9 protein-coding genes are annotated in these 12,440 nt (G+C 71.1%); 5 read left to right on the top strand and 4 right to left on the bottom strand.

The features are described 5' to 3' along the window. Positions 1 to 68: 68 nt before the first annotated feature. Entirely contained in the window at positions 69 to 4,751 is a 4,683-nt protein-coding gene (locus ACZ7IB_RS33855) for an Lhr family helicase (RefSeq protein WP_470917833.1), read from the bottom strand. Positions 4,752 to 4,832: 81 nt separating this feature from the next. Between ACZ7IB_RS33855 and ACZ7IB_RS33860 the strand changes: the two genes are divergently transcribed. Genes ACZ7IB_RS33860 through ACZ7IB_RS33870 form a run of 3 tightly spaced genes read left to right on the top strand, consistent with a single transcriptional unit; the run spans position 4,833 to position 6,833 of the window. Beyond that, entirely contained in the window at positions 4,833 to 5,705 is an 873-nt protein-coding gene (locus tag ACZ7IB_RS33860) for an AraC family transcriptional regulator (RefSeq protein ID WP_470917835.1), read from the top strand. 10 nt (positions 5,706 to 5,715) lie between these two features. Continuing rightward, positions 5,716 to 6,516 carry an AzlC family ABC transporter permease gene (locus tag ACZ7IB_RS33865; RefSeq protein WP_470917837.1) on the top strand — a complete coding sequence of 267 codons (801 nt, stop codon included), beginning with the start codon at positions 5,716 to 5,718 and terminating at the stop codon, positions 6,514 to 6,516. After that, the gene (locus ACZ7IB_RS33870) at positions 6,516 to 6,833 is read left to right on the top strand and encodes an AzlD domain-containing protein (protein ID WP_405684095.1); all 318 of its coding nucleotides are present in this window, start codon (positions 6,516 to 6,518) and stop codon (positions 6,831 to 6,833) included. The genes ACZ7IB_RS33865 and ACZ7IB_RS33870 overlap by 1 nt, the downstream gene beginning before the upstream one ends. 66 nt (positions 6,834 to 6,899) lie before the next feature. Here the strand turns inward: ACZ7IB_RS33870 and ACZ7IB_RS33875 are convergent, their stop codons facing one another. After that, a complete protein-coding gene (locus tag ACZ7IB_RS33875; RefSeq protein WP_470917917.1) occupies positions 6,900 to 8,231 on the bottom strand; it encodes an MFS transporter in 1,332 nt (443 codons plus the stop codon). Between the two features lie 2 nt (positions 8,232 to 8,233). Continuing rightward, on the bottom strand, positions 8,234 to 9,634 hold the full coding sequence (locus ACZ7IB_RS33880; protein ID WP_470917838.1) for an alkyl sulfatase dimerization domain-containing protein: 1,401 nt from the start codon (positions 9,632 to 9,634) through the stop codon (positions 8,234 to 8,236). 150 nt (positions 9,635 to 9,784) lie between these two features. On the opposite strand from ACZ7IB_RS33880, the gene ACZ7IB_RS33885 reads away from it, so the two are divergent. After that, on the top strand, positions 9,785 to 11,017 hold the full coding sequence (locus ACZ7IB_RS33885; RefSeq protein ID WP_470917839.1) for a PucR family transcriptional regulator: 1,233 nt from the start codon (positions 9,785 to 9,787) through the stop codon (positions 11,015 to 11,017). Between the two features lie 122 nt (positions 11,018 to 11,139). On the opposite strand, the gene ACZ7IB_RS33890 is transcribed toward ACZ7IB_RS33885, so the two are convergent. Then, complete coding sequence (locus ACZ7IB_RS33890; RefSeq protein WP_470917841.1) at positions 11,140 to 12,054, bottom strand: hypothetical protein; 915 nt, start codon at positions 12,052 to 12,054, stop codon at positions 11,140 to 11,142. 79 nt (positions 12,055 to 12,133) lie between these two features. Between ACZ7IB_RS33890 and ACZ7IB_RS33895 the strand changes: the two genes are divergently transcribed. Beyond that, positions 12,134 to 12,328 (top strand): DUF3046 domain-containing protein, encoded by a 195-nt coding sequence (locus ACZ7IB_RS33895; protein ID WP_266357346.1) that lies wholly within the window; start codon positions 12,134 to 12,136, stop codon positions 12,326 to 12,328. Positions 12,329 to 12,440: the final 112 nt, after the last annotated feature.

A 12,440-nucleotide genomic window follows, 5' to 3' on the forward strand; every position in this document is an offset into this window, starting at 1 on the left:
GCGTGCTGGGCGCGGGTGGTGTTGGGGACGGGCGGAGTGGCGTACAAGGCGTGAGGTGCGCAGGTGGTTCAGGCGCGCAGGCGGAGTCCCCTCGGGGTGGCCAGGAATCCGGCCGCCTCCAGCGTGCGGCCGAGCGGGGAGGTCAGGGACGAGGCGCCGTTGGTGCGCTCCACCGTGACCGTGCCGAGCGCCCCCGCACGGGCGGCTGCCGCCAGTGCCCCGGCTGCCGCGAGGAGTGCCGGGTCCTCCGGGTCGGTGGGCCAGGCCAGCAGCGTCTTGCCGCCACGCTCCATGTACATCGCCAGCTCGCCGTCGACCAGCACCACCAGGGCGCCCGCCTTGCGGCCGGGCTTGTGCCCGGCGCCGTCCGGCGGTTCGGGCCAGGGCAGGGCCGCGCCATAGGCATTGCCCGGGTCCGCCGCGGCGAGGACCAGGGCGTGGGGTGCGGCTCCCGGCTCCGTACGGTCGCGGGCGGTGGACGTGGCACGCAGCCGGTCGACCGCGCCGTCCATCGCGAACTGGGCCGCTCCCAGGCCCTCGACGACATAGCCGCGCCGGGCCTGCCCGTTGTCCTCGAAGGCGGAGAGGACGCGGTACGTAGCGGAGAAGCCGCCCTCGACGCCTTCGGCCTGGACCGCGCCGCGGGTCACCACCCCGTGGCGGTCGAGGAGTGTGCGGGCCAGCGCGTGCGCACGGTGCGTGGGGTCGGGTTCGGTGGCGGGCAGCAGGGACCAGCGGCCCGAGACGGTGGGCGGGCCGGTGCGGGACACGGGCCGGGCGGCGCCGGTGAGTGAGCCGTAACGCCCGCGCGGGACGCTCCGTTTGGCGCGGTGGGCGGTCGATCCTGCCGTGCGACCGGAGCCGAGGAGCGAACGCAGCGGGGCGAGCGTGTCATTGGTGAGCCGGCCCGACCAGGCCAGGTCCCAGACTGCATCGGCCAGTTGCGGGTCGGTGCAGTCCGGGTGGGTGGTGGCGCGGACCTGGTCGGCGATTTGCCGGAAGAACAGTCCGTATCCGCCGGTCAGGGCCGTCAGGACGGATTCGTGCAATGCGCTCAGCTCGAGCGGGTGCGGGGGCGGGAGGAGCAGGGGTGCGCTGTCGGCGAGGTAGAGGGACAGCCAGCCGTCCTTGCCGGGAAGGGCACCCGCACCGGCCCAGACGACCTCGCCGGTGGTGGTCAGCTCGTCCAGCAGCGCGGGGGAGTAGCCGGTGACCCGGCCCGGCAGGATCAGTTTCTCCAGGGCCGACGCCGGGACGGGCGCACCCTGCAACTGTTCGATGGCGCGGGCCAGTCCGTCGATGCCGCGCAGGCTGTTGTTGCCCAGGTGCTGCCACTGCGGAAGGAAGCCGGCGAGGGCGGCGGGCGGGACCGGCTCCAGCTCATGTCGGAGCGCGGCGAGCGAGCGGCGGCGCAGCCGGCGCAGCACGGTGGCGTCGCACCACTCCTGGCCGATGCCGGCGGGGTGGAACTCGCCCTGGACGATCCGGCCGGTCGCGGCGAGCCGCTGCAGCGCGCCGTCCGTGACAGCGGTGCCGAGGCCGAAACGGGTGGCGGCCTCGGTGGAGGTGAACGGGCCGTGCGTACGCGCGTATCGGGCGAGAAGATCGCCGAGTGGGTCCTTCACCGGTTCGGTGAAAGCCTCGGGGACACCCACCGGGAGGGCGGTGCCCAGTGCGTCGCGCAGCCGTCCTGCGTCCTCGATCGCGGCCCAGTGGTCCGCTCCGCCGATCCGGACCCGGATGGCCCGGCGGGCGGCGGACAGCTCCGGAGCCCAGGGCGGCTGGGCGCCGCGCTCGGCCAACTCCGCGTCGGTGAGCGGACCGAGGACTCGAAGGAGATCGGCGACCCCTTCGATGTCCTTGATCCGGCGGTCCTCGGTCAGCCACTGGAGTTCCTGCTCCAGCTCGGTCAGGACGTCGGCGTCGAGCAGTTCGCGCAGTTCTGCCTGGCCGAGGAGCTCGGCCAGGAGGTGGGAGTCGAGTGAGAGGGCGGCGGCCCGCCGCTCGGCGAGGGGCGAGTCGCCCTCGTACAGGAACTGGGCGACATAGCCGAACAGGAGCGAGCGGGCGAAGGGCGATGGCTCCGGGGTGGTCACCTCGACCAGCCGGACACGGCGTGCTTCGAGGTCGCCCATGAGTTCCGTCAGCCCGGGGACGTCAAAGACATCCTGGAGGCATTCGCGGACCGCTTCCAGAACGATGGGGAAGGAGCCGAACTCGGAGGCGACCTGAAGGAGTTGTGCGGCGCGTTGGCGCTGCTGCCAGAGCGGGGTGCGCTTGCCGGGGCTGCGCCGCGGCAGCAGCAGGGCGCGCGCCGCGCATTCGCGGAACCGCGAGGCGAACAGGGCTGATCCGCCGACCTGGTCGGTGACGATCTGGTTGATCTCGCCCTGGTCGAAGGTCACATCCGCAGCACCGACGGGCGGTTGTCCGCTGTCGTACGAGGGGCCCGGCAACGGTGCCGGATCCTGGGCCGGGTCCTGCGCCGGATCGAAGTCCAGGAGGTCCAGGCCCATCAGGTCTGCGTCGGGCAGCCGCAGCACTATGCCGTCGTCGGCATGCATCACCTGGGCGTCCATGCCGTACCGCTCGGCGAGGCGGGCATTCAGCGCCAGCGCCCAGGGGGCATGTACCTGCGCGCCGAACGGGGAGTGGACGACGACCCGCCAGTCACCCAGTTCGTCACGGAAACGCTCGACGAGGATGGTCCGGTCGTCCGGTACGTGGCCGCAGGCGCGGCGCTGTTCGTCGATGTACGACAGGGTGTTGTCGGCGGCCCAGGTGTCGAGACCGGCGGCGAGCAGACGCTGCCGGGCATCTTCCTGGGACAGTGCGCCGATCTCGCGGAGGAACGCGCCGAGTGCACGCCCCAGCTCCAGTGGGCGGCCCAGCTGATCGCCCTTCCAGAACGGCAGTCGGCCGGGAACCCCGGGGGCGGGCGACACCAGGACCCGGTCGCGGGTGATGTCCTCGATCCGCCAGGACGTGGTGCCCAGCGTGAAGACGTCGCCCACCCGGGACTCGTACACCATCTCCTCGTCCAGCTCACCCACCCGGCCGCCGCCCTTCTTGGGGTCGGCGCCGGCGAGAAAGACCCCGAAGAGCCCGCGGTCGGGGATGGTCCCGCCGGACGTGACGGCGAGTCGCTGGGCGCCGGGGCGGCCCGTGACCGTACCGGCCACCCGGTCCCAGACCACACGCGGGCGCAGCTCGGCAAAGGCATCGGACGGATAGCGCCCGGCGAGCATGTCCAGCACGGCCGTGAACGCCGACTCGGGCAGGGCGGCGAAGGGGGCGGCGCGGCGGGTCACGGCCAGCAGGTCATCCACCTGCCACGTGTCCAGGGCGACCATGGCGACGAGCTGTTGGGCCAGCACATCCAAGGGGTTGGACGGGATCCGGAGCGCCTCGATGGAGCCCTCGCGCATCCGCTCGGTGACCACGGCAGCCTGCACCAGATCGCCCCGGTACTTCGGAAAGACCACTCCGGTGGAGACCGCACCGACCTGGTGCCCGGCCCGGCCGACCCGTTGCAGCCCGGAGGCGACCGACGGTGGCGACTCCACTTGGACCACCAGATCGACCGCCCCCATGTCGATGCCCAGCTCCAGACTGGAGGTGGCGACCACGGCCGGCAGCCGGCCCGCCTTGAGGTCCTCCTCGACCTGGGCGCGCTGTTCCTTGGAAACCGAACCGTGGTGTGCGCGGGCGAGGAGCGCGGGGGCGCCCTTCGCGACGCCCGACTGGGCCATGATCTCGGCCGGGGAGTGTGCTTCCGGCAGCGTCGTGGCGGAGCCGTGCTCATCGAGCACAGTGCCGGTGGCCCGCTCGTACGCGATCTCGTTGAGCCGGTTGCAGAGCCGCTCCGCGAGGCGGCGGGAATTGGCGAAGACGATGGTGGAGCGATGCTCCTGGACGAGATCGACGATGCGTTCCTCGACATGGGGCCAGATCGACGGCTTGTCCGCCTGGCCCGCCTGGTCGGTGTCGGTGGCGGGAGAGCCGCCGAGCTCGCCCAGATCCTCGACCGGCACGACCACCGACAGGTCGAACCGCTTGGTGGACGGCGGCTGGACGATCTCCACCTTCCGCTGCGGTGAGAGGAAGCGCGCCACCTCGTCGACCGGACGGACCGTCGCCGACAGGCCGATCCGCCGTGCGGGCCGCGGCAGCAGCTCGTCGAGACGCTCCAGCGACACGGCGAGATGGGCGCCCCGCTTCGTACCCGCCACGGCATGCACTTCGTCGAGAATCACCGTCTCGATGCCGGACAACGCATCCCGGGCCGATGAGGTCAGCATCAGGAACAGCGATTCGGGCGTGGTGATCAGGATGTCCGGCGGCCGGGTCGCCATCGAGCGGCGCTCGGCGGGCGGGGTGTCGCCGGAGCGGATTCCCACCCGGACCTCGGGCTCGGGCAGCCCCAGACGCACCGACTCCTGGCGGATGCCGGTCAGTGGTGAGCGGAGATTGCGCTCGACATCGACCGCTAGGGCCTTGAGGGGCGACACGTACAGCACGCGGCAGCGCTTCTTCGCCTCGGCGGGCGGCGGGACGGACGCAAGACCGTCCAGCGCGGCGAGGAACGCGGCCAGGGTCTTGCCGGAGCCGGTCGGCGCGACGACCAGCACGTCCGAGCCCTCGCCGATCGCGCGCCAGGCGCCTTCCTGCGCGGCGGTGGGCGCGCTGAAGGAACCCGCGAACCAGCTGCGGGTCGCAGGGGAGAACGAGTCGAGCGCAGAGCCGGCCATGTCCCCCATCGTGCACCCCGGCACTGACAACGGCTGTGACGGCCATCGGCGACCGGACCCCGGAGCTGCGAGAATTCGTCCATGGTGGCAATACCGGAGTCGGGGTCAGGGGAGTGGGCGAGGCACTGGCAGTACGCGGAGCTGCCCGACCTCGATCTGCTGCGTGCCCGGTACGTGCGCCACACCTTCCCGCGCCACAGCCACGAGGGCTACGTATTCGGCACCATCACCCGAGGCGTGGAGGACGTCGGGCTGCCCGGCGGCACCGTCGTACACGCGGGCCCCGGCGCCGTAGTCATGATCAATCCGGAGGTGCCGCACACCGCCCGTGCGGGTGTTCCGGAGGGCTGGGTGTACGCCACGCTGTACCCGTCCGCGCAGGTGATCAACGACATCGCGGCCGATACGACGAGTCTGCGCGGCACTGTCGGTTTCACCGAGACCAGCGTCATGGACCCGTACGCGGCCCGGCTGATCGGCGAGGTCCACCGGGCAGCCGAGGAGGGCAACGCACTCGCCGCGGACACCGTGCTGCGGGTGATGGTCGCGCGGCTGCTGAGCCTGCACGGCAGTGCGCTGCCCGCGCGCGTGCCCCGCTCGGCGGGTGCCCGCGACGCGGCGCGGGCCCGCGCGGTGCTGGAGGGCAGGATGGCGGAGCCGCCCACCCTGGAGGCGCTGGCCGCGGAGCTCGGAACCAGCCCGTTCGCGCTGCTGAGGGCCTTCAAGAAGCAGTACGGGATGCCGCCGCACGCCTGGCTCACGGATGCCCGGGTGCGGGCCGCGCGCCGGATGCTCGACGCGGGGACGGCACCTGCGGAGGCGGCCGCCGAGGTCGGCTTCACCGATCAGCCGCATCTCAACCGTCACTTCACCCGGATCGTGGGAGTGCCGCCCGGCGCGTACCGGCGCGAACGTGCAAGAACGTACAAGACCGGGCGCGACCTGCCCACATAGCGTTCCGGCCGTGGCAGAACAGACAACTCTCCCAGAGGGCGTCGGCGAAGCAGTCGGCGCACCCCACGACAGCGCGACCGTTCCCGGGGTGCAGCCGGACGCTGTCGGGGCGAAGTCGGACGCGGCCGTCGTACGCGACGCGCTCGGTGTCGGCATAGCCGTCGGACTTTCCGGCTTCGCCTTCGGCGTGACCTCGGCCGGCTCCGGACTGAGCCTGCTGCAGACCTGCGCGCTCAGCCTCGCCGTCTTCACCGGCGCCTCGCAGTTTGCCCTCGTGGGCGCTCTCGCGGCGGGCGGCAACCCGTACACGGCGGCTGCCGGGGCCTTCTTCCTCGGCGTACGCAACTCGTTCTACGGCCTGCGACTGTCGCAGCTGCTCGCCCTTCCACGCGCGCTCCGCCCCTTCGCCGCCCAATGGGTCATCGACGAGACGACCGCCGTGACACTGCCGCAGCCCACTCGGCGGGCCGCACGGATCGGTTTCGCCGTCACCGGACTCACCCTCTACGTGCTGTGGAACCTGACCACGCTGCTGGGGGCCCTCGGCGCCGAGGCGCTCGGTGACACCGACGCCTGGGGGCTGGACGCGGCATCGCCTGCGGTCTTCCTCGCCCTGCTCGCGCCGATGCTGAAAAGCACGACGGAACGCATCACCGCCGCAATCGCGGTTCTGCTCGCGCTCGGACTGCTGCCCGTACTGCCTGCAGGTGTCCCCGTCCTGCTGTCCGCGCTCGCCGCACCCGCCGTCCTCTTCCTGAGCGGACGCCGGAAGGGAACGAGCCGGGGCACGGCCACGGCGGAGGAGAACTGATGAACATCTGGATCGCCATCGCGCTGACCGCCGTCGGCTGCTACCTCGCCAAACTGCTCGGACTGCTGGTGCCCGCCGGGGTGCTGGAACGTCCGCTCGCGCAGCGTCTCGCCGCGCTGCTGCCAGTGGCGCTCCTGGCCGCCCTCACCGCGCAGCAGACGTTCGGCGACGGGCAGCACCTGACGCTGGATGCCAGGGGCGCGGGGCTCGCCGCGGCGGCGCTCGCACTGGTTCTGCGCGCGCCCTTCCTCGTGGTCGTAGGGGCCGCCGTGGTCGTCACCGCAGGGGTACGTGCCCTCGGTTGGACACCTTGGTGAGACACGTGTGTAAGGGGCTCGGTTCCTATAGGACCGAGCCCCTTACACACGTACTTGTCGACCCGTTCAGTGCACTGCGAGGCCCATCGGCGCGGTCTGTGCCACATCCAGCCGTGCCGCGTCCTTCTCCGGCCGGAGGAAGCAGACGGCGAGCACGCCGGCCACCGCCACCAGCCCCGCCATCAGCAGATACGCCGAGTGGTAGCCCGTGGGCACGGAGGCCGCCGCATCCACCATCCGGCCCGTGACGAGCGGCGACAGAATCCCGGCGAGCGCATAGACGAAGGCCAGCGCACCCAGCGCCACTCCGCGCTGCCCGGCCGGTGCGATCCGCGCGACGGCCGTCTGCGAGACGGTGAGGATCACATTCGTCAGCGCCATCGGCCCGACCATCAGCGCGATCTTCACGCCCACCGGGTCCACTTCGGCGAACACCGCGATCGACAGGGCGGCCACACACATCAGGAGACCGCCGCCGAGCCCGACGGGCAGTCTGGGAGCGGTCCCGTTCCGGGCCGTCCGCCGTGCCAGCAGCCCATGCCCCAGCAGCACCACGGCGTTACCGACAGCCGTTGCCGTCACCACCGCCCCCGACTGCTTCAGCGTCAGCCCCGACACCTCGTGCAGATAGTCCGGCGCCCAGGTCAGACCCGCCGAGAGCATCCAGTAGGCGGCGAACGCCCCGAAGGCAGCCGTCAGCCAGGTGCCGGAGAGCAGCAGCCTGCGATACGGAACGGACGGAACGGCCCCGCCGGAGACAGCAGAGAGGCCCCTTCCCGAGGGAGGTGCGAGCGGCCCCTCCTCGCCCCGTACGTACCAGCACACCGCCCACCCCAGGCCGACCAGCCCCACGGCGCCGAAGGCCCAGCGCCATCCCCACACATCGATCACCACGGTCAGCAGCGGAGCGGACAGCGCCACTCCGCCCGCCGCACCGACCATCAGCACGGCGGTCGGCAGCGTCCGTTCCTTCTGCCCGAACCAGCCGTGCAGATGGTGCACCGCCACCGGCGCCGCAGGCCCCTCGGCAGCCCCGAGCAGCACCCGGGTCGCGATCAGCGTCCCGAACCCGGCGGCGCCGAGCAGCATCGGCAGCTGAGCCACCGACCACAGCAACGCCATCCCGAGCAGCAGCACGGTGGTGCGGACGCGACGGGTCAGGAACGACACCCCCAGCGCGGCCAGGCTGAACAGGGCGAAGAACGAGGACTGCGCCGTGCCGAACTCACCCCGGGTCAGTCCCAGCTCGTCGCGGATGGGGTCGGCGGCAAGGCCCATGACGGTCTTGTCGGCGAAGTTCACCAGCATGAAGGCGAGCAGCAGCCAGGTGGTGCCCCAGGCGCCCTTGCGTGCCTGCTCCTCCGCGGCGGCCCCGTCTCCCGTACGGAGCCGATCCATGGTCACCCGTCCTCCCCGGGCGCCCCGCCGCAGCCGCACTCGTCCTCGTCCGCGACTCCGACGCTGATCATTCCGGCGGCCCGCTTCCGGCCTTCCGGGGAGCGCGTCAGCTCGGTCTCCAGATCGGTCCCCTCGGCCACCGCCGCCGACTCCGCGGCCGCCCAGTTGAACACCCCGCGGGCCATGGTCGACGTCTCGGACGTCGCCCGCCGCGCGTACACCCGCGCACGTATCCGTGCCACTTCCACATCGGCAGGGGCCGCCAGCGCGGCGGTCTCCGCCAGATGCGAGGCGAGCCTCAGCTCACCCTCCTCCAGCAGCTTCACCGCCCGCTGAGCCAGTACGGAAGCGCCGCCCGCTGCGTCCGCGAACTCGGTGGCGACCGCGGCGTCCGGGGCCGGCTTGAGGTGGGCCGGGTTCTGGTCGTACCAACCGCCCCAGAGCCGCCACAGGTTACGTACGACGAACTCCGGCTCGTCGTAGGCGGGATGCAGATAGGGCTTCTCCAGCAGCTCCTGCGGCACCTGTACGCCGTGCAGCACGGCATCGAGGCGGTGACCGGCGTTCATCAAGGCCCTGGTCTGCTCACAGAGCGACTCCAGGAGCCGCGCCGTGTCGTCGAGCGCCCGGTTCACGCGCTCCCTGCCGACGATCGGCACGCCGTGGCCGGGGAGCAGCAGTTCGGCGCCGAGCTCCTGCATGGCGCGCAGCGCCCGCGCCCAGTCCTCCGGGTACCGCTGCACCTTCTGGGGGTTGCCCGCGTTCGGGGTGTTCCAGATGAAGAGGTCACCGGTGCACAGCGTCTTGAGTTCGGGAACCCACACATAGGTGCTGTCGTCCGTCTCACCCTTGGCATGCACCAGCTCGAAGGTCAGATCACCGCGCTCGACGGTCATCCGGTCGCGGTAGGTGGTGTCGGGGTAGCGGTAGGTGGACGGCCAGTCCAGCGACGGTACGCCGAACTGCCTGCGGTTGATCCAGGAGTTGTAGCCCGCCGTGCTGATGTATCGGTCGAAGCGGGCCGTGACCGCCTCGTGCGCGATCACTTCGGGCCGTGTACGGCCCTCGCTGTCCGCCTGCGCGTCGAACGGCGCAACACCGAAGACATGGTCGACATGACCGTGCGTATAGACGACGGTACTGACCGGCTGTTCACTGAAGGCGCGCACCGCCTCGTGCAGAGGACCCGCCGTGCGGATGTCGCCGGAGTCCACCAGAACCAGCCCGTCACCGGTGTCGAACACCGACACATTGGCGAAGGCGGGCAGGAAACCGACCCGCTCGCGCACGGTCACCAGCTCCGCGCCCGAGTACGCCCCGGACAGATGTGCCAGCAGTGTGTCCTCCCCCTGCCACACCCGGTCGATGTAGTTGAGATAGTCCGTCGACTTGTGCTCGGTCATACCTGCGGCTCCTTCGGTGCTGTACTGCGGATCGCCTGGAACCTGAGTGTCGGCCCAAGAAGTGACCTGCGACACCCGCCCTCGTCACATCTCGATGAGCTGCGTACTGTGACACATCACAAGGGCTGCCGGGGGAGAGGGAGCGCCGCCATGCCACTGTCCGACGGGGCCAGGGTCCTCGCCCTGCGCTGCGAGCCCAAGGTCAATGAGCTGGCGCGGCGCATGACCCGCCATTCCTTCGAGCAGCTCCCCGGATACGCCGGACTCCCGGACGACGTGAAGGACCTGGAGATCGCCGCGACCATCCGGCACGGCGTACGCCTCTTCCTCCGCCGCGCCACGGAACCACACCCCGGTTCCGGCGGGCTCCGCCTCTTCCGCGAACGGGCGGCGCAGCGTGCCGAGGAAGGGATGCCGCTGCATCTGCTGCTGAGCAGTCACGCGCTCGGCATATACGTCCTGTGGCAGTCGCTGCGTGAGACCGCCGAGCCGGGTGAGGAGGGTGCGCTCATCGAACTGGTCGATCTGCTGCTCCAGTCGCACCACTCTCTGGTCGGTGCAGTGGCCGAGACCTATATGGACGAGCGATCCGCGCTGGAAGCGGAACAGCGCGAGCAGCGCCGCTCCCTGGTACGCGGTTTTCTCGATGGGACGCTGGAACCCGGCCGTGCCTTGCTCGAGCACCTCGGTCTCGACGGGCCCGCGCTCGTGCTCGCTGTTGTCCTGGAACCCTCGGCCGACGCCGATCCGGAATCGGGCGGCTCGGAACTGGGGAGCGCGGTGACCGTACGGCGACGGATGCGTCGCATCCAGACCGTGCTCGACCAGGGATTCGGCACAGAACTGCTTTTTCTCTTCGACGCGGGAACCGGACGGGCCGTCGTGCCGCAGGGCTGCGAGCCCCCCGGCGACCTGGCCCATCGTCTTACCCGTGCCTGCGGGGCCGAAGTCCGGATCGCCGCCGTCCCGGCAGTGGCACCCGAGGCGGTCCCCGAGGCGTCGCGGACGGCCGTGGAGATCCTCCGGGTCGCCCGCACATGCGGTCTGCCGCCCGGGCTGCACAGCCTCGACGACGTACTCCTCGAATTCCATCTGTCGCGCCCCGGCCCCAGCAGCCACCGCATCGCCGCCCTGCTGGACCCCGCCGCGGGCCGCCCGGAACTGCTGCAGACCCTCCGCACGCACCTGGCACAGCACCAGGACAGGCGCCTCACCGCGGCACTGTTGGGGCTGCATCCCAACACCGTCGACAACCGGCTGGCCAAGTTCACCGAGCTGACCGGACTCGATCCATCGTCGCCACGTGGCGCCGCGCTGGCCATCGCGGCCCTGTTGCTGCGCGACACCGCTGCCGGGGCAGACGGCGTGTCCGCAGTCGGCTGACCGACACGGACGGCACATGCACGGCGGCACGGCTCGGGTGCACGGGGCACGGCGCACTGCACACAGCGCGCAGCGCACGGGGCCGGGCTACGAGCCCGCTGCGCCGCCTTGCCCGCCTGGTCTCAGTCGAGGCTGCGCCCATGGGCCCGCAGTGTCAGGAGCGCCTTGAGCGTCACGATGGGCCGTCCCTCCAGAGCCGTCCCAGGCGCCCACTGCCGCCAGTTCACCGGCCAGCCGCCGTCCGTCTGCTGCTCGGCCGCAAGATGGTCGAGCGAGCGGGCCAGCTCCTCGTCGGTGAACCAGCGGCGGGCGAGCGAATCGGGTGTACGGGCGTAGTCGTACGGGAAGTGCTGCTCGCCCGGTGCGTATCCGGCCGTCACCGGGTACTCCGCGCTCCTCTCCGGATCCAGCACGGCGAGCCGCTGTTCCCGCACCAGCCGCCCGAGCCGGTCGGCCGCCGCCTCTGCACGGGCCCGGTCCGGAGCGCCGTCCAGAAAGGCGAGCGCCGCCTCGATCTCGTACGGATGCGACCGGTCCAGAGCGTCGACCGCCGCCCAGCAGAAATCGGTGGCCCGGAACAGCCAGGCATGCCACACCGCATTGCGGTGCAGGAGCCCGACGACGGGTCCGGTGGTCAACAGTGCCGCGGGCGGGTCGTCGGTGATCGGGATGAACGGTGCCGCCGGATAGCCGCGCTGCGACGGCAGGAGAGCGGGCAGTGCCCCCTCCTTGGTGGACACCTCGGTCAGGAAGCGGCAGATCCGCTCCACTCGCAGCCCGCTGCAGCAGCCGATGGAGTCGAGGACGTTGAGTGCGTGCGCGGTGTGCAGTGGCTGACTGACGGGGCCACGCAGATCGGGTTCGAGTGCGTGCCCGTATCCGCCGTCCTCATTCAGATAGGCGGCGAGTGCGGTCTCCACGGCCTCCGCACTTCCTTTCAGGAAGTGATGGGCGAACCGCCGCTGTTCTAGGGCACGGGCCGTGAGCCAGATGAACTGCTCGGCACGGTTGAGGGGACTTGTTCCGGTTCCAGCCATGGACCGACCGTAGGGCGGTAAGCGCTCTCGGCAAGACGTAGCGGCCTGGCTGCACTCTCAGGAGCGGGATACTGAGGTCATGCGGTTGACGATTTTCTGGGAACGGATGGCGGACCACTTCGGCGCGGGATACGCCGATTCCTTCGCGCGCGATCATGTGATGGCCGAGCTCGGCGGGCAGACGGTGCACCAGGCGCTGGCCGCGGGCTGGGAGGCCAAGGATGTCTGGCGCGGTGTCTGTACGGCGGTCGGCATCCCCGCCGACAAGCGCTGATCGCCGGCTCGTCAATGGCCGGACCTGTGATGTTGTCCGGGGTGGGCGGCTGTTTGTCGCAGCCGTAGGCGAGACTGGAGCCGTGTCACCGACAGACGAGACAGCCCAGACC

The organism is Streptomyces sp. NPDC037301 (genome assembly GCF_055602785.1).